16 protein-coding genes are annotated in these 22,316 nt (G+C 57.1%); 5 read left to right on the top strand and 11 right to left on the bottom strand.

Features of this window, described 5'->3' with window-relative positions; translation table 11 throughout:
- Positions 1–10 precede the first annotated feature (10 nt).
- The 5 genes from QZR17_RS05540 (at position 11) to QZR17_RS05560 (ending at position 10,318) form a co-directional block, all read left to right on the top strand.
- Positions 11–2,296 (top strand): family 20 glycosylhydrolase, encoded by a 2,286-nt coding sequence (locus QZR17_RS05540; protein ID WP_297128699.1) that lies wholly within the window; start codon positions 11–13, stop codon positions 2,294–2,296.
- A 127-nt stretch (positions 2,297–2,423) separates the two neighbouring features.
- Positions 2,424–5,498 carry a TonB-dependent receptor gene (locus QZR17_RS05545; protein ID WP_297128702.1) on the top strand — a complete coding sequence of 1,025 codons (3,075 nt, stop codon included), beginning with the start codon at positions 2,424–2,426 and terminating at the stop codon, positions 5,496–5,498.
- A 31-nt stretch (positions 5,499–5,529) separates the two neighbouring features.
- Positions 5,530–7,233: a RagB/SusD family nutrient uptake outer membrane protein gene (locus QZR17_RS05550; RefSeq protein WP_297128705.1), complete on the top strand. Its 1,704-nt coding sequence runs from the start codon at positions 5,530–5,532 to the stop codon at positions 7,231–7,233.
- 19 nt (positions 7,234–7,252) lie between these two features.
- Positions 7,253–9,067 (top strand): DUF5018 domain-containing protein, encoded by a 1,815-nt coding sequence (locus QZR17_RS05555; RefSeq protein WP_297128708.1) that lies wholly within the window; start codon positions 7,253–7,255, stop codon positions 9,065–9,067.
- A 51-nt stretch (positions 9,068–9,118) separates the two neighbouring features.
- Positions 9,119–10,318: an AGE family epimerase/isomerase gene (locus QZR17_RS05560; protein ID WP_297128711.1), complete on the top strand. Its 1,200-nt coding sequence runs from the start codon at positions 9,119–9,121 to the stop codon at positions 10,316–10,318.
- A gap of 64 nt (positions 10,319–10,382) precedes the next feature.
- On the opposite strand, the gene QZR17_RS05565 is transcribed toward QZR17_RS05560, so the two are convergent.
- The 11 genes from QZR17_RS05565 to trpS form a co-directional block, all read right to left on the bottom strand.
- Complete coding sequence (locus QZR17_RS05565; RefSeq protein WP_297128714.1) at positions 10,383–11,354, bottom strand: metallophosphoesterase family protein; 972 nt, start codon at positions 11,352–11,354, stop codon at positions 10,383–10,385.
- A 107-nt stretch (positions 11,355–11,461) separates the two neighbouring features.
- Positions 11,462–12,076 (bottom strand): ribonuclease HII, encoded by a 615-nt coding sequence (locus QZR17_RS05570; RefSeq protein ID WP_297128717.1) that lies wholly within the window; start codon positions 12,074–12,076, stop codon positions 11,462–11,464.
- On the bottom strand, positions 12,073–13,107 hold the full coding sequence (locus QZR17_RS05575) for a cation diffusion facilitator family transporter (protein WP_297128720.1): 1,035 nt from the start codon (positions 13,105–13,107) through the stop codon (positions 12,073–12,075). The genes QZR17_RS05570 and QZR17_RS05575 overlap by 4 nt, the downstream gene beginning before the upstream one ends.
- On the bottom strand, positions 13,086–13,847 hold the full coding sequence (locus tag QZR17_RS05580) for a hypothetical protein (RefSeq protein ID WP_297128723.1): 762 nt from the start codon (positions 13,845–13,847) through the stop codon (positions 13,086–13,088). Before QZR17_RS05580 ends, QZR17_RS05575 begins: the two co-directional genes overlap by 22 nt.
- An 11-nt stretch (positions 13,848–13,858) precedes the next feature.
- Complete coding sequence (gene murC / locus QZR17_RS05585; protein WP_297128725.1) at positions 13,859–15,274, bottom strand: UDP-N-acetylmuramate--L-alanine ligase; 1,416 nt, start codon at positions 15,272–15,274, stop codon at positions 13,859–13,861.
- A complete protein-coding gene (murG, locus tag QZR17_RS05590) occupies positions 15,246–16,382 on the bottom strand; it encodes an undecaprenyldiphospho-muramoylpentapeptide beta-N-acetylglucosaminyltransferase (protein ID WP_297128728.1) in 1,137 nt (378 codons plus the stop codon). The genes murC and murG overlap by 29 nt, the downstream gene beginning before the upstream one ends.
- A gap of 10 nt (positions 16,383–16,392) precedes the next feature.
- The gene (locus QZR17_RS05595; protein WP_297128731.1) at positions 16,393–17,796 is read right to left on the bottom strand and encodes an FtsW/RodA/SpoVE family cell cycle protein; all 1,404 of its coding nucleotides are present in this window, start codon (positions 17,794–17,796) and stop codon (positions 16,393–16,395) included.
- A gap of 3 nt (positions 17,797–17,799) precedes the next feature.
- Positions 17,800–18,468 carry a DedA family protein gene (locus QZR17_RS05600; protein WP_297128734.1) on the bottom strand — a complete coding sequence of 223 codons (669 nt, stop codon included), beginning with the start codon at positions 18,466–18,468 and terminating at the stop codon, positions 17,800–17,802.
- 6 nt (positions 18,469–18,474) lie between these two features.
- Positions 18,475–20,469 carry a hypothetical protein gene (locus QZR17_RS05605; RefSeq protein WP_297128737.1) on the bottom strand — a complete coding sequence of 665 codons (1,995 nt, stop codon included), beginning with the start codon at positions 20,467–20,469 and terminating at the stop codon, positions 18,475–18,477.
- A gap of 282 nt (positions 20,470–20,751) precedes the next feature.
- Positions 20,752–21,246: a DUF3127 domain-containing protein gene (locus QZR17_RS05610; protein ID WP_297128740.1), complete on the bottom strand. Its 495-nt coding sequence runs from the start codon at positions 21,244–21,246 to the stop codon at positions 20,752–20,754.
- Between the two features lie 56 nt (positions 21,247–21,302).
- A complete protein-coding gene (gene trpS / locus QZR17_RS05615) occupies positions 21,303–22,301 on the bottom strand; it encodes a tryptophan--tRNA ligase (protein ID WP_297128743.1) in 999 nt (332 codons plus the stop codon).
- Positions 22,302–22,316 lie beyond the last annotated feature (15 nt).

Raw genomic sequence — 22,316 nt, forward strand, 5'->3', positions numbered from 1 at the left:
CTTAGTCGCCATGAGCTCCACCTCGTACATACTCCGACTCCTCCTCTCCTGCGCTGCCCTCGTAGGAGGTCTCTCCGCCTATTCTCAAGAGGAGGACTACACCCTGATCCCCATGCCTCAGCATGTGGAGTCTCTATCCGAGGGGTATTATGAGTGGTCCGATGGAGTGAGGCTGTCGCTGCCCGAGACTCTTAGTGATCTCTTGCCTATTGCCAGAGAGTTGGTCGGTGAGATCAAGGAGGCGGGGGAGGTCTCGGGTCTGAGCGTCTCGTGTGAGGAGTCGACGGATCGCTCGATGATCCACTTCGAGTATGATCCGGGGATGACGCCGGACGGGTACACACTCAGGATAACTCCTGACGCAGGTGTCCTCCTCCGCTATAAGGAGATCGAGGGAGCGCGCTACGCCCTACAGACGCTTAGGCAGCTGATCACTCCGAGAGGGCTTCCCTCACTGGAGATCGAGGATCGACCGCGGCTTCCCTACAGGGGACTGATGCTGGACGTGTCACGCCACTATATGCCCCTCCCCTTTATCCTCCGACTTCTCGATGAGATGGCTCGGTATAAGCTCAATAAGCTCCACTGGCATCTCACGGATGGTGGTGGATGGCGCCTGGAGATCAAGAGCATCCCTGAGCTGGTAGGCAAGACTGCTTACCGTAGCGAGCCTCACTTTATGACCTGGTGGGACTCCGGTGACAGACGGCATATTCCCTCTGACTCTATCGGCGGCTATGGTGGGTACTACACGCAGGAGGAGGTCCGCGAAGTGGTCCGCTTCGCTCAGGAGAGAGGCATAGAGGTGATCCCTGAGATCGAGATGCCGAGCCACAGCAGTGAGGTGCTCTATGCCCTTCCGCAGCTCTCTTGTAGTGGTAGTCCGGCAAGGTACGAGAGAGATCTCTGTCTCGGTAATCCTGAGACCTACACCTTTATACACCGGGTCCTGGATGAGGTGATGGATCTCTTCCCCTCTCAGTATATCCATATAGGGGGCGATGAGGCAGACAAGAGAGGATGGGAGACCTGCTCACGATGCAAGGCTCTGTGTGACAGGGAGGGGCTGGAGAGTACAGACGCCCTGCAGGGTTACTTCATGACCTCCATCTCAGAGTACGTCACCTCCAGGGGACGCACAGCCATAGGCTGGGATGATGTCCTCGGTGGAGGAGCACCTCACGAGATGACTATTATGTCCTGGCGTGGTGAGGAGGGAGGCATCACGGCAGCCAAGTCCGGTCACGATGCCATAATGTGTCCTGTGGGGATCCTGTATCTGGACTACTATCAGTCGGATAGACGCTATGAGCCGGAGGCCAATGGCTGGACCACTACCTTTATGAGGACTTACGGGTATGATCCTATACCCCCCTCACTCACATCGGATGAGAAGAGGCACATCGTAGGTGTACAGGGAAATCTTTGGACGGAGTATGTGCCTACACCGGAGCATGCAGAGTATATGATCTTTCCTCGCCTCCTGTCTCTCGCCGAGATAGGCTGGACTGAGGTGTCGCGGAAGGATCCGGAGTGCTTTAAGTGGCGTCTCAATCGCGAGGTGGAGAGACTGCGGGGTAGGGGCGTCAATAGCTATAGTCCCTCCTCCATCTTGGATGAGAGTATGACTGTCGACAATGCTCATCGGAGGATACTGGTAACACTGGAGAGTGAGCGACGTCCCCTCGAGGTACATTATACACTGGACGGGACGATCCCGACACTCTCCTCGCCGAGATACAGCCTCGGTGACACCATCGTGGTGAGCGACTCTGCACGGATCATGGCGGCGCACTTCGTGGCCGGCAGGATAGATGGTCGGGTGACGGAGGTGGATGCTGACTATCACTTGGGGGTGGGTAAGAGACTTACCTGGCTGACCCCCACCAGCAGGGAGTATGCCTCTGTGGGTCTTGAGACGGCGCTGCTGGACGGCGTGCGGGGGACGGCAAACTTCTCTGATGGTAAGTGGCTGGGGACTCGTGCCTCTCGCGACAATGTGGCGCTTATCGATCTCGGAGTGGTGCAGCCCATACACAAGGTATCGACCCGATGCATGCAGCAGGCGGGTCCCGGTCTCTATATGCCTCGCTGGGTCGAGGTCTCTCTCTCCGAGGACGGACAGACCTTTACCTCCTGTGGCAGGATCTTATCTGCCACCTCCCCCGACGATCGGAGGCAACGCATAGAGACATTCACTACCAGGACAGATCGTAAGGCGCGCTACATCAAGGTGCACTATCATATGCCTACGGACGATAAATACCTGATGACGGATGAGATCGTGATCTGGTAAGAGTTGATAATGAGATTAATAATAATAGTTTTATAGATTCACAAACCCTAATAAGTCAAAACCGCAGATTATGAAGATCCCAACTGCCTCTATCTGCTGGAGATTGGCCCTTGTGGTTGGAGTGCTAATGATGGCACTACAAGTCACAGCGCAGGGGCAACAACTCCAAGTCACCGGTCAAGTGACTGACAATACCGGACTGCCTCTTACCGGCGTCATGGTAAAGGTCAAGAATACCGGTAACGGCACTGCAACCGATCAGGAAGGTCGGTACTCTATCCGTGCTGCCAAGACCGATGTGCTAGTCTTTAGCTTCATCGGTATGGTACCGCAGGAGATAACCGTCGGAAGTAAGACGGTGATCAACGTCAAGCTACTGGACAATGTAGAGCAGCTCAGTGAGCTGGTCGTCGTCGGCTATGGTACTCAGAAGAAGGAGCACCTTACCGGTGCCGTCTCTACGATCTCCAAGTCCGACCTCACTAAGGTCCCGACAAGTAATGTCTCTCAGCTGCTCGTCGGAAGAGCTCCCGGTCTCTCCGGTGTCCAGTCCGGAGGTGCACCAGGAGCTGATGGCACAGAGATCCTGCTCCGTGGCCTCAATACCTATAACGGTAGCTCCTCTCCGCTGATCTTAGTCGATGGTGTGGAGAGAAGGATGAATGAGGTCAATCCTCAGGATATCGAGAGCATCTCCGTGCTTAGGGACGCAGCTGCGGCTGCAGTCTATGGTATGCGTGCAGGTAATGGTGTCATCCTCATCACCACCAAGCGTGGTGCTGAGGGACGACACAATATCAGCTACTCCGGCTCTTACTCTTGGTCACGCCCGACGACTCTTCCTGAGTTTGTCAACGGTCTGGAGTATATGCAGTGGTACAATAAAGCGCTCGAGCTGGATGGCAAGGCTCCCAAGTTCACTGAGGAAGAGATGGCCCTGGTCACCAATGGTGATCCTACCGATGGGTATGAGAATACCGACTGGATCGCTCCTGCACTAAAGGCCACCTCTATGCAGAAGCACACCGTGTCTCTGACGGGAGGCTCCGAGCGCATCAAGTACTACACCAGTGGTGAATTCATGAATCAGAATGGTATCCTCAACACCAACCACTATAGTCAGTACGGTATACGTGCCAATATTGATGCTGTTCCGGTAAAGAATATCACAGTGTCCATCAATCTCGCAGGTAGATACCGCAATAACTTCATCGATGGTATCCTCTCCTGGGGCAATCAGGAGGCGGGCAACGTCTGGGGCTTACTCATGTACGCGAGGCCATTTGTTCCCCGAGAGTATGACGGCCATCCCACGGCTCCTGCTCGACTTCCGATCAATCCCTACTACAGTATCGGGAACTCCGGATCTGCAGAGAATAAAAATTATGCCTTCGAGGGTTCTGGTAAGATCCGCTGGGACATCCCTTACGTAGAGGGTCTCAATGTCTCGATGTTTGCCTCTTGGGATTATAAGGCACTTAATGGCAAGAGCTTTAATTACGCATATGAGGTGATGTGGTACGACTTCGGGAAAAAAGCGTATACCCTTAGAGACGCTACGAATCTGCAGAAGGACGGTAGCCTCTATATGAGCAACACTCAGAATATCGGCTATACCCTCCGACCCGCTATCGAGTACAGCAATACGTTTGATAAGCACCATATTGGTGCCCTCTTCCTCTACGAGCTTAATGGTCTCTACACCAGTAATTTCCAGGCCCGTCGTCGGAGCTACGACCTCTTCGATATCAGAGAGCTAGATTTCGGTAAGATCATTCCCGAGGCAGGTGAGCGCTGGCCTGGAAACGGAGGAAAGAGTGGCAGTATTGCCAATGCCGGGTACGTGGGGCGTGTCAATTATGCCTATGACAAGAAGTACCTCGCAGAGTTTTCATTCCGCTACGATGGGACCTATCTCTTTGCTAAGGACTACCGCTGGGGCTTCTTCCCCTCCGGCTCCCTCGCTTGGGTGATGTCTGAGGAGAGTTTCATCAAGGACCGCACCGATATCGTCGATATGCTTAAGCTTCGTGGAAGTATCGGTCAGCTGGGACGTAATACGGTGGCTCCCTATCTCTTCCTCAAGAGCTACAGTCTCCAGAATAAGAATGTAGCCTTCGGTAAGGACCCGCAGGCACAGAACACCTTGGTCACCTCCTCTGCCGGTATGCCTATCCCCGACCTGACCTGGGAGAAGACGCGGACCTACAACCTCGGCCTTGACCTTACTCTCTGGAGGGGACTCCTGGGTCTTGAGATGGATGTCTTCTATAAGTATACCTATGATATTCTCCAGCCTCTCGGGGGTAATTATCCACCCTCTCTGGGAGGAAACTATCCCACGATCGAGAACTCAGGTACCTTTGACAACCGAGGCTTCGAGCTGGTGCTCTCACATCGCAATACCGTAGGAGATCTGCACTACAATCTCAGTAGTACCATTTCGTACACTCACAACCGCATCCTCAAGAGAGCAGAGCCGGACAATATCCTACCCTGGCAGAGTCAGATAGGGCGCTCGGTAGGTCGAGTGCTTGGACTCAAGGCAGTGGGTCTCTTCCAGACACAGGAGGAGATTGACAACGCACCCAGACATCCCAGCAAGGTCCGGCTGGGAGATATAAGGTACGAGGATATCAATGGTGATGGACGTATCACTGTCGATGATAAGGTGGAGATAGCCTCCTCCAGATTCCCGGAGCTGGTCTATGCAATCAACGGCTCACTCGACTGGAGAGGGATAGACTTCTCTGTAATGTTTCAGGGAGCGGCTCTCTATAGTCAGATGCTTCAGGGTGCCTGGAATAATGGCGTCGAGGATATGACCCCTCTGACGAAACCCTTCTATGGCGGAGGAGATACCCCGCCAAGGTATCTTGTAGAGGGAAGCTGGAGGCCCGATAACACAGGCGGGAAATATCCTCGTCTCTCTATCGTGGGAAATATCAATAACGCTTGGACCTCAGACTACTGGCTGATCAATGGATCCTATCTGAGGCTCAAGAATGTTACCCTTGGCTACACGCTCCCGGAGACACTGACGAGAAAGATGAGTCTGCAGAGCCTCCGAGTCTATGTGGCCGGAGTCAATCTCCTCACCTTCTCCGGCTTTAAGTACGTAGACCCCGAGGCACCCAGTGTCCTCCAGGCCTACTATCCTCAGCAGAAAACAGTCAGCCTGGGACTTGATGTCTCCTTCTGATGAAATCATTTACTAAGAAATACTCAAGGATATGAGACAGATAATAGCTAAGATAGCGGTACTCTGCTTCTCGCTGGGCGCGCTGTCGGCTGCGATGACGGGGTGTAGCGATCCTCTGGAGATAGACCCCAATGATCGGTATAGTGAGCGTACCGCATATGCCAATATGAAGAATCTTGACCTCCACGTCAAGAGTTTCTACGGAGTACTGATGTCACCGCACACGGCTGAGATCAGGAGCAATGGGCGCATGAGTGAGCTCTACACGGATCTGATGAAGCCCACCTTCTATAATCAGACTTTCTCCGAGAATGATAAGATCTTCTATCAACCTCAGAGCTATACACAAGCCTTTGTCCTCGACAACTGGGCTGATATGTATAGTCGGATCAAGAGGATCAACGAATTCCTTGTCGACTGCAATAAGGGTAAGCTCTCTGAGCTTCCCCAAGATGAGGTGGCCATCCGCATAGCTGAGGCACGATTCTGGAGAGCATTTGCTTATCAGGAGTTGATCCAGCGATATGGAGGTGTTGTCCTCCGGATCAGCGAGGAGAAGGTCGATGATCAAAATGACCGCTCTAAGGCCCGCTCATCAGAGAAGGAGTGCTGGGACTTTGTCCTTAGTGAGTACGCCAAGGCAGCGGAGAAGCTACCCGAGGAGTGGCCTGCACTGGACCTGGGTCGAGTTACTAAGGGTGCCGCATGGGCACTCATGTCCCGCGCGGCTCTCTACGCCGGCAGGTGGCAGGAAGCGCTGGATGCGGTGTCTCAGGTAGAGCGCTTGGGTAAGTATGCTCTTCTGGACGACTACAGCAAGGTCTTTACCACGGAGCACAATAAGGAGCTCATCCTTGCCGCCTACTTCGATAAGCCGAGCCTGCAGCACAATTTTGATAATTATTACGGAGCGTCTGCCGACTTCCTCGGTCATGAGACCGGCGTGGTGGCTACCCCGACGGAGGAGTTTGCCGGGAGCTACGAGATCAAGGTGGGCGATGTGTGGAAGCCCTTCAGCTGGGACGAGGTGAGGTCTACCGGGATTGACCCCTGGAAGGATCGAGACCCTCGCTTCTATGCCACTATTCTCTATAATGGAGCCCCATGGAAGCGCCTTGTCGATGTTGCCAATAAGCGATGGGAGCCACGCAATCTAGAGCTTTTTGTAGGTGGTGTAGATGGCTTCCATGAGTATGATACTGCCGATAATACTCGAAGCACGACCACCGGGTATGTGGTGCGCAAGTATCTTCAGTATGACCCCGAGTCAGATCTCGTAAATATCAAGAGTGATCAGTACTGGATCGAGATGCGATTTGCAGAGGTATTGCTCATCAAGTCTGAGGCTCTGGCGCGACTGGGGAAGTACACCGAGGCCTACCAGGAGCTCAATAAGCTGCGCACCACTCGTGCGTCGGTACAGCTGCCGGCGCTTGCTCTCAAGGCCTCCTGGGAGGAGTACCTGGGTGACTTGCAGCTGGAGCGCATCAGGGAGCTTGGTCTGGAGGGACACCGCTTCTGGGACCTCCGTCGATGGGGTATCGCTCAGAGGGTTATGGATGGCATGCAGCGCCATGGAGTCAAGATCACCAAGAGTGACGACCACTTCGTGTACCAGTATATTGCCGTGGATCCTCAACCGCTCATCTTCCCGGAGAGGTATCTGATCAACCCGATCCCGCTTAATGAGTTTAAGAACAACGCGGCTCTTGAGCAGAATGAACAGTGGAAATAACTTCGAAACACGTACAGCTATGAAAGTAAGATATATACTACCTCTCATGGGTGCGCTCCTCGGACTTCTGACGGGCTGTCAGAGTCCGGTCGAGCCCGGCTACACCAAGGAGGCGGACTTGCATACATTGTCGGTAGAGGGGGCTTTTTGCTCCAATAAAGATAAGACCTTCAAGGCTACTATCGATGATGAGGAGGGGCTCATTACTCTTAAGATCCCCTACTATCTCTCCGATATCGACCCGATACAGGGTGACCTGACCCAGATGGTCCTCACTGCGGTGATGCCTGTGGGTGCTACATTTGAACCCAAACTGGAGGGCGTCCATGACCTCACTAAGGACTTTAGGTCTACCATACACTACGTAGATGGAAGTAGCAAGGAGTATACTTTCCGCGCAGAGTATGTACTGTCCGACCGTTCTGACGTCACCTCGATGAAGCTACTCAACGGAGGTGACAATGCAAAGTTCATCTATATCCTACAGCCGGCGAGTGAGGATGGTACACGCGTCATTAAGGTTGTACAGCTTGGGTATAAGCACCTCCAGATGCTTAAGCATGCCAAGCTGGAGATCGAGACCTCGCCATGGTCGACGCTGAAGCTCCCTGCTGAGGGGGCAGAGATGGACTTGACAGACGAGAATACCTCTTTCACAGTAGTTTCCCAGAGTGGGAAAGAGACTAAGTATAGCTTTAAGATCGTAGATCCCAACTACGCACCGCTTGGTAAGCCGGGCGTGATCTCCCCACTCTTCGGAGTCAAGGTGATTAAGGATGGTGATCACGGCTGGGTCGATGCTCAAAATCGCTCTATGGCTGTGATCGGAGACGAGCTGATCATCGCCAATCTTAAGGGTTCACTCCTTCGCCACAATCGCTTCACAGGCAAGGCTACCGGTAAGACCGTCAATCGTGATCCCATCGTTGGTGATATCCATGGTATCGCTCACGATGAGGCAGGTCACCTGGTGGCTACCACGATCTCCTCGATCGAGAATAAGTGGGTTCCCAATCACACGCTCGAAGTATGGGTCTGGAAGGATGGGATCGATGGTGCTCCGACCAAGATCTTCACGCAGGATCTTCAGCACGATCCGATGTTTATGGGCAAGAATAAGAATGCCAATACCGGCCGTACTATGGGCATTGCCGGCAATGTCCTTAGTGGCAAGGCACGCATTGGATTTGTCTTCAATGGCCTCAATGAGTTCTTCGTACTTTCTCTTAAGGATGGTGAGGTCGTTAAGCACAGCGGACTTATTGCTCCCAAGAGTGTGATAGCCCTTACCAATGCCTCCAAGTGTGTCCCCACCGGTGTAGAGGACAGCGATCCTGTCGTGATCGGTGCTCTCGTGGACCGTGGTATGGTCAAGGTGGGTATGGATGGTGAGACCCATTACTTCGGCCCCGGTAAGAATTGGTTTACGGTCAATGGGAATACCAAGGGCTTCGGCTATACTCACTTCAATGGTATGGAGCTGGTCGCTATCGGCAATGGTGAAGTACCCACCTGGAGCGCTGCTATCGACTGGAGGAATCGTCTCATCGTGGCTGATATCAAGAGTGGTGCCCCGGCATCTCTCACTGATGGTGAGATCCTCGACTCGTACAATAAGAAGTACGATCCCTCCGCCAGCGGAGACCTCTCAAAGCCTAATGAAGTAGACTATGGTCGACTCTACGGTTGGCTCAATGAGCGCGTGGGGACAAATCCCAATAAGGTGGGGGATGCCTGCTTCTACGTCAGCCCCGATGGGACTACGGTCCATGTCTATCTTATGGTGACTGATATGGGATTCATGGGCTGGGAGATCACGAAGTACTCCATCTAAGGCAGATCTCCCCTCAAGCAACTATTACCACTCAATTATCGAACCCTAACAATGAATTCTTCAACACAAGAATATCTACACAACTTAATCACTCAGTGCAGAGAGGAGTTGCAGGAGAGTATCCTCCCCTTCTGGCTCGAGCATGGTCTCGACCGGAAGTATGGTGGTATGCTCACTTGTGTCGATCGTGACGGGACGCTGATGGACGGGACCAAGTCGGTCTGGTTTCAGGGCCGTGCAGCCTACATCCTCTCCTACGTCTACAATCACGTCGACCCACGTCCTGAGTACCTTGCGGCAGCAAAGAGCATCCTTGACTTCGCAGAGCAACACTGCGTTGACCCGGAGGATGGTCGTTGGTACTTCGAGGTGACTCGGGAGGGACTCCCTCTCCGTAAGCGTCGCTACGTCTTCTCTGAGACCTTCGGCATCATCGCTATGGCGGAGTACGCGCTGGCATCGGGGGATAGGAGCTATGCCGACAAGGCTCTCCGGCTCTTCCGCCAGGTGCAGGAGTGGCTGGAGACACCCGGTGCACTGCCACCGAAGTACCTCCCCACTCAGCCCGCCATAGGGCACAGCATCCTGATGATCCTGATGAATACCGCTGCGGTGCTTCGTCAGGTGGTCGATGATCCGATCCTGGAGCGACAGGTGGAGAAATCGTATGAGGCGATCCGCCACAAGCTATGGCACCCGGAGTACCACATCATCCTCGAGAGTGTCACCCCTGAGGGCGACCTTATCGACACCCTTGGGGGGCGGACGATCAACCCGGGGCACTGCATAGAGACCTCTTGGTTCCTTATGGAGGTGGGGCACGCCTTCCCCTCCCTCCCGATCTCGGATGAGATGCGCACCTTTGGCCTTGACGTGCTGGATGGCGCCTGGGAGTGGGGCTGGGACGAGCCCTATGGCGGTGTAATCAACTTCCGCGACTGCAAGGGCTTCCCGAGCCAGGACTACAGCCAGGATATGAAGTTTTGGTGGCCCCAGACTGAGGCAGCCATTGCGCACCTCTACGCCTACAAAGAGACCGGTCGGGAGGAGTACCTCGAGAGTCATAAGAAGGCACTCGACTGGGCATGGACCCACCTCCGTGACGCTGAGTACCCCGAGTGGTATGGCTACCTCCACAGAGATGGCACGGTGGCTCAGCCGGCTAAGGGTAACCTCTTTAAGGGTCCTTTCCACATCCCCCGTATGCTGACTAAGCTGATCATTCTCTCCCAGGAACTCCTCGGAGAGTAGGCACCTGAATTTATTTCAGAGGGCTGCATTACTGATATCACAGTGATGCAGCCCTCTGTATTTGTCATCTACTGTACTGAAAGGTAGGTCCCTTCTGATCCTCACCTGAGATAACTACATAGGTATCGAAGCGTTGCTCTCCCTCGTAGAGGACAATGATCCTGCCGCCACGGGAGAGCCCTTCATAGGCATCAATGCCACTGACTCTTCCGTATCCAAGAGCAAGCCCCTTGTAGAGCCCGATCGCATCATTGGAGTGATCGTGCCCGCAGAAGGCTCCCATAACCCCTCTCATCTCCAGCATGGTGCTGAAGAGTCCGCTATTGATCGCCGGAGAGTTGACTCGCCACCGCATCTCACCGACTACCTCCTTATTGTCTGAGAGCGCGCTATACTCCGGTATGGGGATGTGGAAGAAGAGTAGGGTGGGAAGGGTATCATCTCCTATCTCCTTCTGTGTTTCTGTATGTACCCTCCTTAGCCATTCTATCTGGTCAAAGTGAATGATGTCGTAGTGGCTCAGAGACTGATCGTGGTGGTACTGATTGGAGTCGATGAGGTAGAGGAGTGCTTTAGTAGTGCTTTCTTTGGACCCTATGAGCCTAAGCTGCTGATTGCCTCTCCCGCTGATCTCTACAGGACCTCTCTGACTCAGGCAGTAGGGCGTCCCCTCCAGAAGCGTATAAATGGAGTCCTTGGCAATCGTCTCTGCATCGTGATTGCCGAGCAAGACGACATAGGGCTGTCGCTCCTCTGTGAAAAATCGTATGATACTCCGCCACCCCTCTGCTGCCGGTGCCCGAGTCACCACATCACCTGTCAATACGACTAAGTCAGGCTGCTCTCTCGTGATAATCTCTCGGAGTATTGTCAGAGTCTGATCCTTACCCGGTGAGCCGGGATCTAAGTGCAAGTCGGTAAATTGTGCAATCTTGAAGGTCCCGTCCTCGTGAAAGCGGAGCGTGTCAGTCTGTGCATAAAGGTAGGGTGGCCGGAGGGCTATAAGTAGGAGCAGTGTGAGCAGTAATCTACGCATGTCTGAGGGTATTGATTGTGAATAGTGGATGGCTGTATCTCCGCCCGCCAAGATAGCTAATGATACGCTTATCATACACCTCTTTGATACTCTCGGGAAGAGGGGGATCAGGTGTCGAAGAGTGTGGGGCGGCAGGGGGCGAAGGTGCGTCGGTGGTGTGGCGTGAGGCCGTGCGATTGGATGGCGGCGAGATGGGCTGCCGTGCCATAGCCGGCGTTTCGCTCCCAGTGGTACTCGGGGTACTTCTCGGCAAGATGAGCCATCAGATGGTCGCGGTAGACCTTTGCCACAATGGAGGCGGCAGCTATGGAGGCGACCCTGCCGTCACCCCCTACGATCGTCTCGTAGGGGATCTCGAGGTGGCTACGGAAGCGGTTGCCATCGATGAGGAGGTACTCCGGGCGGGGCTCCAGCCCCTCGATGGCTCGCTCCATGGCGAGGAAGGTGGCTCCGAGGATATTCAGCCGGTCTATCTCCTCGACGGTGGCGCTGCCGACGGAGACGGCGATCGCTTTCTCCCTTATGGTGAGGTCGTAGTCCTCGCGACGATGGGTTGTGAGTTGCTTGGAGTCGGTCAGTCCGGGGAGGTCAAAGTCCTCCGGGAGGATCACAGCAGCGGCCACTACAGGTCCGGCAAGGCAGCCGCGACCTACCTCGTCGATGCCCGCTTCAAGGCGGACGGACTGCAGTCGGGCGGGGAGGTGGAGGGGACCCTTTGTCATCTATCCGGGAGTGGTTCGCCCGAGTCGGGATCGCAGAGCTCCGGTCGGCGCTGCATGAAGTCCCTCGTGTGGCGGTAGGGGTGGGCGGGCTCCATGTGGACTACCACGTGTGTCCGTACACCGAAGTGGTCCAGGAGCACCTGCTCAGTCTCGCTTGCGATGTCGTGTGCCTCGTAGAGGGTGAGGAGTCCGTCGGCTCGTATGTCCAGTTCGATAGAAAGCGTCTCAGACCCGATCATACGCGCCATGATGTGGTGGGGCGAGGTGGCACCCGGGACGGTGCTGACGACGCTTCGGATCTCCTCCACTGTCTCAGCGTCTACGGTGCTGTCGGTGAGCTTGAGGATGGCAGGGCGGTAGACGCATATACCGGAGCGGATGATGAGTCCACCGACGATGATGGCGGCGAGTGGCTCAAAGAGTGTCCCCTCCCCCGGGATCAGCCGAGCGCCCAGCACGCCTATCACCACGGCTGAGGCGGAGAAGACGTCCGAGATGTGGTCCATCGCCTGAGCGTGGAGTGCGTCGGAGTGGGTCTCCTTTGCCTTTTGCTCAGTGTAGTAGTAGGTCATGAGCTTCATCACGACCGTGCCGACGGCCACCCACAGGGCGATCACCTCAGGCTCCTTGGGGAGCACTCCTTCGCGGAAGAAGGCATAGAAGGTGCGGCAGGAGCCAAAGACGATCAGCACTCCCGTCACCAGCATCGACAGGGCGATCAGGAGCGAGCCGACGATCTCGTACTTGCCGTGGCCGTAGATGTGCTCGTCATCCTCCTTAGGCTTCGCTGAGATGTGGAGGAAGATGTAGGTGATGATATTGGCACAGATGTCGAGGAGCGAATTGATCGCATCGGCAATCAGTGCAGCCGAGTGACCGGTGATACCGGCGAAGAGCTTTATCGGTGGCAGGAGAAAATTGACGAGTGAGGAGAAGGCGTAGGCTCGCTTTTTCTCCCGTTCGTTGGCCTCGATCTCTTGCTCGGTCACCGCTCGATCGTGGGGAGGGACTACTTCTCTCTCTTCACGCATACGATCTGATTTTCATAGGAGAGCTTGACGAGGGCGTACTTATTGGTCCCCACTTGTGGCTCAATGTCCTTGTAATAGATGGGTATCTTGGCGAGGTCCTGCTCGAGCGTCTCCAGCCCATGGAGCTCAAAGACCACGGTCCCGACTCTTGGGTAGAGGTGTATCTTGCTCTCTGAGATGATCTCGATGTAGCTGAAGAAGTGACTCCACTCGCTGTGGTCGTAGAGGTACTGCGCCAGCGGGTAGAGGACGTAGTGGATCGTGCCGTCGGTCATCGTGCCCTCTGCAAGGGGGACGTAGGCAGCGGAGCCTTGTCTCTGAGGGACGGAGATCCCCTCATCATCGAGGTACCAGGAGGTACCGTTGCGGAAGTACCGGATGATCGGCGTGCGCTCGTGGACGACGACGTGGAGCCGCTTTGTCGAGGGGGAGATGAAGGCGGTGGCGCTGCGGATGTAGGTGGAGGCGTCCACCAGATCTCTCTCGATGCGGTCGGGGTCCACACCGCGTGAGACGCTGTCCTTGAGGTCGATCGGGAGTACCGCTGCCACCTCTCGCTCCCTGAGGAAGCGCCCCTTCCCTGTGTCCACGATACGGATCACCGTGCGGGAGGGGTGGATCGCGTAGGAGACGTGGCGCCGCGCAATGACAAAAGAGCAGCCGAGCAGCACCACCAATAGTGCCATCAGCGTGCAGCCGAGGATCCGGCGGACTTTCTCTTTCCTTGTGCGGCGTATCATAGGCGTGTGGCTTACTGCTCTGATCTCCTGAGGTGGTCGATCACCTTTGGGATCTCAAACTCTATGTCCCCTGCACCCATCATCACCAGCACGTCGAAGGTGTGGTGCTCCAGCTCCTCCGGCAGTGCCTCGAGGGGTACTACCCTCTTGTGCGAGGAGGTGATCCGCTCAAGGAGTGCCTCCGAGGTGACGCCGGGGATCGGCTCCTCGCGGGCGGGATAGATCGGGGCCAGGATGACATCGTCCACCGTGGAGAGCGCCTTGCCAAAGTCCTCCATAAAGTCCCTTGTGCGGCTGTATAGGTGGGGCTGGAAGACGAGCGTGATGCGCTTCCCCGGGTAGAGCTCTCGTATCGAGAGGAGTGACCGGCGGACCTCACCCGGGTGGTGCGCGTACTCATCGATCACCACGGGACCATCGGTACATATGCGGGTCCGCTCAAAGCGGCGGTGGATCCCGCGGTAGTCGGCAAGGGCGGGGCGGATCTCCTCCTCCGTCAGCCCCACGCGGAGCGCCATGGCGATGGCAGCGGTAGCGTTGAGGACATTGATCCGTATCGGTGTGCCCAGCTCGAGATGGCGGAGGACACCATCAGGGGTGTGTAGGTCAAAAAAGAGGTGCTCCCCCTCGTAGCTCACCCGGTCGTAGTGGTAGTCGCACTGCTCCGAGGCGCCATAGCGGTAGAGCCGGGTCCCCTTGGGAAGCGACTCCGGGTGGATCTCAGCAGACTCCTCAGCGATCACGAAGCCTCCGGGGCGCAGTAGCCCGACAAAGGTGCCAAAGGCTGCCACATACTCTGCCGCAGTGCCGTAGATATCGAGGTGGTCCGCCTCCGTCGCGGTGACGATCGCCGCATAGGGGGTCAGGCGGTGGAAGGAGCGGTCAAACTCGTCCGCCTCCACCACCACGTAGTCACTCTCCTCATCGAGAAGGAGATTATTTGAGTCGTAATTGAGCATCAGACCACCGATAAAGGCATTGACACCCAAGTGGGAGCGTCGCATCAGGTGGGCGAGGAGGGAGGAGGTGGTGGTCTTGCCGTGCGACCCGGCGACGCAGAGGGCCTTGTGCCTCCGAGTCACCTGCCCGAGGAGCTCAGCCCGCTTGATCTGCGGTACGTCGTGCTCCCGGTAGTAGGTCCGCAGTCCATTGTCCTCATGGATGGCGGGCGTGTAGACGACTGTCAGGCCTGGCTGATCCGCGCGGAAGGGCTCAGGCAGCAGCGTCGGATCGTCATCGTAGAGGATCTCCGCCCCGAGCGCCTCCAAGCGATCGGAGACCGGCTTCCGCACGTGGTCGTACCCCCCTATGGTGTAGCCGTAGTAGAGGAAATACTCAGCGAGGGCACTCATACCGATGCCCCCGATACCGATGAAGAAGATGGCTCTTGATGAGGGATTAGGGTCGGGCATAGCGCTGGATCTCATCGACAATTCGTTGTGTGGCATCCGGTAGCCCGAGCTCCTTGGCAGCCGTCGCCATACGCTCGCACTGCTCCGGATGGCTCAGCATATCGAGTGCCGTCGGGACCAGGTCGGTCCCCGCCTTGCTGTCAGGCACCATCAGGGCAGCCCCGCGGTCGACGAGGGACTGAGCGTTGTGTGTCTGGTGGTCCTCGGCGACGTTGGGTGACGGGACGAGTATCGCCGGCAGCCCGAGGGCAGTCAGCTCAGAGATCGTGCCGGCACCGGCTCGTGAGATGACGAGGTCAGCGATGGCATAGGCGTGGTCCATCTCGCTGATGAAGGGCATCAGGTGGATCGAGTCGAAGTCTCTCACCTGACGCTCCAGCCCACCGTAGTAGCTCTCGCCACACTGCCAGATCACCTGCAGGTCCTCCCGGTAGGCGAGCTGAGCGATCGACTCGAGGATGCTCTTATTGATCGTCCCGGCACCGAGGCTCCCACCGAGGATCAGGAGGGTCCTCTTGTCGGGCGAGAGGTCAAAGGTGGTATATGCCGCCCGGCTCTTCCGCTCCGTCTCCAGCAGGCTGTGGCGGATCGGATTGCCTGTCAGGACGAGCTCGGGGGTGTCGGGGAAGAAACGGCGCATATGGGGGTAGGCGGTGCAGACGCACTTCGCTTTTTTTGCCACCAGCTTATTGGCCTTGCCGGCATAAGAATTTTGCTCCTGCACCACCACCGGTATACCGAAGTGACTGGCGGCGATCAGCGTCGGCGCACTGGCGTACCCGCCCACACCGACGACGACCTGGGGGTCAAAGTGGTGGACAAAGTCCTGCGCCTGCTTCGTGCTCTTGTAGAGCTGGGTGGTGAAGGGGATCAGCGAGAAAAGTCTCTTGAGCCCTCCTCCACTGGAGAGGCCGCGGACCGGTAGGAGGTGGATCGGGTAACCTGCTGCCGGCACCCGCTTTGCCTCCGCACGCCCCTCCGCACCGACAAACTGGATGTCGCACTTCGGGAAGCGGCGGCGGATCTCATCCGCTATGGAGAGCGCCGGGAAGATATGACCACCGGTGCCACCACCACTGATGATGACCCGATACAATTCTGTAGATGCTGTTTCTTTATCCATAAAAGCAAGACTATTCTGCCCCTCCGGACTTGGACTCCTCGCGGAGCCGCTCCTTCTGGTGCTTGGTTAATTCGTCAGTGAGCTGTATCTCCTCCTCCAGCTCCGGCACCTCCTCCAGGTCGATGATCCGGTCGGGATGTCCCGATACAGCAGCGTCCTGGTAGAGTCGTCGCTTATTGATGTCGTGTGCGATGCTCTGCACGATGGCGAAGTAGATCGCCGTGATGATGTACGAGGAGCCACCCTTGGAGATAAAGGGCAGCGTCTGTCCCGTCACCGGTAGCAGGTTGGCAGCCACCGCCATATTCATCATCGCCTGTGTGGTGACGAGTATCCCCACGCCCATCAGGACGAGGGTCCGGTACATGCTTCGGGAGCGACTGGCGAGCATCCCGCAGCGGAAGAAGAAGACGAGGTAGAGGATCAGCAGTCCGGCAGAGCCAATGATGCCGTACTCCTCCACCACCACATTGTACACATAGTCGGAGAAGGCCTGTGGGAGGAACTGCCGCAGCTCGCTCTGCCCCGGACCCTTGCCGATGACGTTGCTATTGGCGATCGCCTTCTGGGCCGCCACCACCTGGTAGTCGCTGCCCATGATGTCGTCGTAGGTCTCCTCATTGATCGGCTTTCCCCACTTCTCAAAGAATCCTGTGAGGCGACTGTACCCGGTCGAGGTACGACCGATGTCGACGACCGACCCCTTGGGCGCCACCATCACGACCAGTACCACCAGGGCGATGACTGAGCCGGCTCCGAGGGTGAGCCAGCGCATACTCTTCCGGTGCGCCCCGCCGACCCACATCATCAGGTAGACGATCAGAGCGAGGAAGACCGCCGTCGAGATATTCTCCATGAAGATCAGGAGGCAGGTGATCCCGGTGGCGATGATGATGGTCCAGAAGACCCGCAGCGATGAGTGGGTGTCATCGCTCCCGCGGAGGAGGCTGGCGGTGAAGTTGATCAGCGTCAGTCGCGTCAGCTCCGAGGGCTGGAAGGTGAGGAAAAAGATCTTCAGCCACCGCTTCCCGCCATTGATCTCTATGCCGATGAAGGGCACCAGCATCAGCAAGATGAGGGAGAAGACGAAGGCTATCGTCGATGATCGCAGATAGTATGAGCTCGGGACGTGCGACCCGAGGACGATGATGCCGAGGGCGCAGACCACCAGGATCAGGTGCTTCAGGATCTGCCCAAAGAAATTTTGCCCGCTATTCTCTGCTCGAAACGCCTCCTGGCTCACGGCGGAGAAGACGACGATGATGCTGATCAGCATCAGGGCAAAGGTCACGATCCAGATCCCCTTGTCGCCTACAAAGAGGTTGGACAGCCTGTCCCACCGAGCCCAGCGGACTCCCTTGGCGGCCGCCGGCTCGTCGCTCTCAGGCACGATGAATGGTCTCTCCTCAGCCATAACTCACTTGCTCTTCTCCTGATCCTCGAGGCTCTCATCGAGGGACTTACGCCGGTGTGCCCGGTACATCATTACCCCGAGTACGATCACCACCACGGCGATGATGATACGCCCGATCTCCGTGCTATAGCGGGAGACCATAGGGCTGAGCTGATCCATCGGCACGACGTGCTCGAGATACCACCCGATGGCGATCAGCACAGTATTCCAGAGGCCCGCCGCTAGCGCGGTGTAGAGGTAAAAGGGTGCCAGCGGCATCCGCGACAGCCCTGCCGGTAGCGAGATCAGCTGCCGGATCCCCGGGATCAGCCGACCGGTGAAGGTCGCCACCTTACCGTGCCGGACGAAATACTCCTCCGCGTGGCGCACCCCCTCCGCGCTGAGGAGGAAGAATGCCCCCACGCGGCTCCCGGCAAAAGCATAGACGACCGGGCGCCCGAGCCAGCGGGCGAGGAAGTAATTCACCGACGCCCCGATGAGCGCTCCGAGGGTGCCGAAGAAGAAGATCCCCACCACGCTCATCTCCCCCGTGCTCGCCGCCAGATAGGCTGCCGGTGGGATCACGATCTCACTCGGGAAGGGGATGAAGGAGCTCTCTATCGCCATCAGCAGTGTGATGGTGAGGTAATTGAGATGCTCCAGGCACCAAGCTATGAAGGGGATGCTCTCCATCTGTTGCTATCCGAGCTGATCTGTCGGCAGAGGCTCCACCGACAGGGTGACAAAGTATGATCGCTGCTCACCAGTGAAGCGGTCACGCTTCCGGAAGACAAAGCCCCGGAGAGTGCAGCTGTCGCCCTCCGACAGCTCGATGGGCGCTAAGCTCTGGGAGAAAGTCCCCGTGACTCCTTCGTCCGTCTCTATCGTCACGCGGGACTCCTCCGTAGAGATCACCCGTGCGGGGACGAGGGGGAAGTCCGCCAGCGCCTCTTCCGGGTCGATGCGATGCGGAGCGAGCAGGAGCGCCCGCTGCTGGGCGGGACGCTTAGGTGTAGGCTTACGGATCGTGTCGTAGAGGAGGATAAAATTGACGAAGTCCCCGATCATAAAGTCCTCCTCCTCTCCCGGCAGATAGTGGTGCTTGCTCTCCGAGTCGATGAGGTGGAAGGCGTGCATCCCCTGGCTGTAGCCGGTGATGTAGGCGACCCTGAGGGGGAAGAGATCGCGAGGGTCCGCCTCCGAGGGCTCCATATGTACCACGATGGCGTGGCTGTCCTCCGGCTCGATAAACTTCACGTCGAAGAGCTTCCCTCTCAGGTCTCCCTCAGGCAGCCCCATCTCTGTGGGGTTGGTGAGCAGGACCCGTCCCTCGGGGCTGCTGAGCTTCAGCATCGGCACCACCTGCCGCATCGGCTCCTTGAGGCGCAGGGCGATCACGTCCATCACGATCATCGGGGTGGCAGCGAGAGACCGGTACACATACGCCTCAGCAGGCTGGGCATCGAGGATGTAGTGTGCCTTATTCTCCTTATCCTCCTCCGTCCCCTCAGGGATCATCTCCTGCATCTTCTCGTAGCTCTGCGGTAGCTTCCGTCCCCTCTCTCCGGCGATCTGTGCGATGATCCGCAGCTCCCGGAGGGCCTTGTCGTAGTCGCCACGGTCGATTAGTAGCTTAGCGTAGTGGAGCCGCACGGTGAGGAGATAGGGCTCGTAGTCGTCTGTCTCCTCCTTCAGCGCTTTGGCGAGGGCTGCTGCCTCCAGCGCCGGGTCGTCAGAGAGGAGCGAGGCGAGCTCGCCCCAGATGCGAGGCTCGGAGTAGATCATAAGCACCCGCTGATACTCCTCGAGTGCGGTCGCCCGCTCCCCCTCGAGGAGGTGCAGCCTCGCCTGAGTCAGCTTGACGAGGCGGTCGTCCGGGTATAGGCTCTCTAGTCCCGTGAAGAGCTCGTAGATCATCTCCGGCACCTTGGTCTCCCGCCGGTCCATCAGCTCCTCTATAGCAACCGTGAGGGCGCGGTCTACGAGGGAGGGCGTCTCCGGTCCGCGATCCTTACGCCCTTTACCACTGCCACGCTGCCAGTCCTCCGGGCGGAGAGACTTGGCGGGATCCCACTTAGTGAGGAAGTCGGTAAAGTCGAGGCGCTCCCTGAAGAGGCTCTTCACGCGCAATACTTGGTCGAGCACACGGGAGTTGAGTGCTGACGGACGCTCTATCTCGAGGCTGAGATAGATCCGCAGCGCTTGGCGTACCTCCTCGATTGTGATAAACTTATTACGTGACTCAAAGAAGTCGCTCACCACCTGGGCAACCCGTGGATGGAGTGCCTTGTGTAGCCCCTCCTTGGAGTTGTGCCAGCTAAGGACTTTGTCAAAGGTCTGCCTGACCTGATCCCGCCTGTGGTAGGGGTTTTTCTCCGTCTGATAGCCGGTAAGTAGCTCATTCAGCTCCCCGAAGTGTGGCACCACGCTCTGACGTAGCGAGGCGAGGGACTCCTCTGCCATCGGCGCGGTAGCCCCCATGCCCTCAATAAGCGTCTCCATCTCCGCCACCATCTCAGCAGCGGTATCTATCTCACCACCCTCAATGACACCGGTGGCGACGTCCTTCAGCACCCAGAAGAGTGCCGACGAGGACCACTGATTGGGGGACTCCTTATAGTCCTCCCGGGCAAGCTTCACAGCGCTCTCCAGATCGCCCTCTTGGCGGAGGGCCATTACCTCTTTATATCCCATACTCTCATACTCTATCACTCTTACTCTCATCCCCACGGGCGGGGGCTCGATGCTGTATCATAGCTCAGCCATAGGGTCTCCATCACACGGCCACATCATAAGACCGATGGAGGACATGGCACACGCTCTCTCCCACTTGCGGGAGCTGGTGCGTCGAGCCTCAGATCATCACCGAAGCGAGGGAGAGCCACTTTTCCCAAAGGGGCTCCCTCCGCTACTTCTCTCAGGGTCCGACAGGTGGTTCTCAGCCGCTCACCGGACCTCCGGATCGATGGATCTCTCTCAGAAGGGCAGGTCGTCTACGCCGCCACCATTGCCACCCTCGCCCTGCTGGGGACCATAGGGCTGCTGCTGGGCACCATAGCCGGGCATACCCTGAGGAGCAGCCTGACCGCCGTAGCCGGGCATCCCCTGGGGGGCCTGAGGCTGGGGACCGAAGTTGCCCATCGGCTGACCGTAGGGGGTACCCGTCTGAGTGCCGGCCATCTGACCGGCATCGATCTTCACGATGTTGCGGACGCGGATGTCGGTGTACCACCGGTCGTTGTACTCGCGGCTATTGACGTAGAAGAAGACCTGCACGGCATCGCCCTGCTTCAGATTGTACCCCTTCACTCTGTCCTCACCGAAGACGGAGAAGTGGACCTTTGTCGGATACTCCTCCTGAGTCTCCACGATATACTCTTGGACAAAGAAGTCCTTGCCTGTGTTTCTGCTTGTTCCCTTGCGTGGTTCCAGGATCTTGATGATGGTTCCGGTCAGTTGTCCTTCGTTCATTTTCTTGCTTGTTCTATACGGTTGTATTGTATGTTGGTATCTATTACTTGTGTGGCTCAGCCTCTGTAGGGCGGGAAGCCGACGATACTGCGGACCTCCCTCAGCGTCGCCTCCGCACTCTCGCGGGCGCGCTCGGCGCCTGCGGTAGCCACCTTCTCGAGGTAGGTGCGGTCGCTACTGTACTCCTCGATCCGCTCGCGGATCGGTGCGATGAAGGCATTGAGATCCTCGGCGATCTGCTTCTTCAGGTCGCCATAGCGGATCGAGCAGTCGTCCCACGCCGCGCGGTAGAAGTCATTTGTCTCCTTGTCCGACACGATCTCGAGGAAGGTAAAGAGGTTTTGGATCACCTCCGGCTTCTCGCTATGAGGCGCCTGGGGACCGGCGTCGGTCACCGCTTTCATCACCTTCTTGCGGATCGTCTTCTCGTCATCGCGGAGGTAGAGGGCATTTCCCTCGCTCTTGCCCATCTTGCCCGAGCCATCGAGACCGGGGATCTTCACCGCGTTGTCCCCATTGCTGGAGAGCGACTTGGGGAGGGGGAAGAAGTCTACCCCGTAGGTGCTATTGAAGCGCTTGGCATAGATGCGCGCCATCTCCATATTCTGCTCCTGATCCTTGCCGACCGGCACGCCCCACGCCCGGTGTTGCAGGATGTCTGCAGCCATCAGCGTCGGGTAGGTGAGCAGTCCGGCATTGACATTATCGGGCTGCAGGCGGACCTTGTCCTTAAAGGTCGTCGTCCGCTCCAGCTCGCCCATATAGGCGAGCATATTGAGGTAGAGGTAGAGCTCCAGCGTCTGATGGACGTCGCTCTGCATGTAGATGGTGCACTTCTCCGGATCGAGGCCGCAAGCGAGATACTCCGCCAGGATGGTATAGTCATTGGCGATGATGTCCTTAGGGTGGGGTGCTGTCGTGAGGGAGTGCCAGTCAGCGATAAAGAAGTAGCACTTCTCCTCATTCTGTAGCTTGAGAAAATTGATGACAGCCCCGAAGTAATTCCCCACATGGAGGTTTCCGGTAGGACGTATGCCACTTACGATGGTATGCATAGATCTTATTATTAG

The organism is uncultured Porphyromonas sp. (genome assembly GCF_900541275.1).
Lineage (GTDB): Bacteria > Bacteroidota > Bacteroidia > Bacteroidales > Porphyromonadaceae > Porphyromonas_A.

Coding starts and splice junctions, on each gene's coding strand:
- QZR17_RS05605 (WP_297128737.1), bottom strand. CDS start 20,469: ATGGGATATAAAGAGGTAATGGCCCTCCGCCAAGAGGGCGATCTGGAG.
- QZR17_RS05580 (WP_297128723.1), bottom strand. CDS start 13,847: ATGATACGCCGCACAAGGAAAGAGAAAGTCCGCCGGATCCTCGGCTGC.
- QZR17_RS05600 (WP_297128734.1), bottom strand. CDS start 18,468: ATGGAGAGCATCCCCTTCATAGCTTGGTGCCTGGAGCATCTCAATTAC.
- QZR17_RS05595 (WP_297128731.1), bottom strand. CDS start 17,796: ATGGCTGAGGAGAGACCATTCATCGTGCCTGAGAGCGACGAGCCGGCG.
- QZR17_RS05560 (WP_297128711.1), top strand. CDS start 9,119: ATGAATTCTTCAACACAAGAATATCTACACAACTTAATCACTCAGTGC.
- QZR17_RS05570 (WP_297128717.1), bottom strand. CDS start 12,076: ATGACAAAGGGTCCCCTCCACCTCCCCGCCCGACTGCAGTCCGTCCGC.
- QZR17_RS05575 (WP_297128720.1), bottom strand. CDS start 13,107: ATGCGTGAAGAGAGAGAAGTAGTCCCTCCCCACGATCGAGCGGTGACC.
- murC (WP_297128725.1), bottom strand. CDS start 15,274: ATGAGATCCAGCGCTATGCCCGACCCTAATCCCTCATCAAGAGCCATC.
- QZR17_RS05540 (WP_297128699.1), top strand. CDS start 11: ATGAGCTCCACCTCGTACATACTCCGACTCCTCCTCTCCTGCGCTGCC.
- QZR17_RS05565 (WP_297128714.1), bottom strand. CDS start 11,354: ATGCGTAGATTACTGCTCACACTGCTCCTACTTATAGCCCTCCGGCCA.
- murG (WP_297128728.1), bottom strand. CDS start 16,382: ATGGATAAAGAAACAGCATCTACAGAATTGTATCGGGTCATCATCAGT.
- QZR17_RS05545 (WP_297128702.1), top strand. CDS start 2,424: ATGATGGCACTACAAGTCACAGCGCAGGGGCAACAACTCCAAGTCACC.
- QZR17_RS05610 (WP_297128740.1), bottom strand. CDS start 21,246: ATGAACGAAGGACAACTGACCGGAACCATCATCAAGATCCTGGAACCA.
- QZR17_RS05555 (WP_297128708.1), top strand. CDS start 7,253: ATGAAAGTAAGATATATACTACCTCTCATGGGTGCGCTCCTCGGACTT.
- trpS (WP_297128743.1), bottom strand. CDS start 22,301: ATGCATACCATCGTAAGTGGCATACGTCCTACCGGAAACCTCCATGTG.
- QZR17_RS05550 (WP_297128705.1), top strand. CDS start 5,530: ATGAGACAGATAATAGCTAAGATAGCGGTACTCTGCTTCTCGCTGGGC.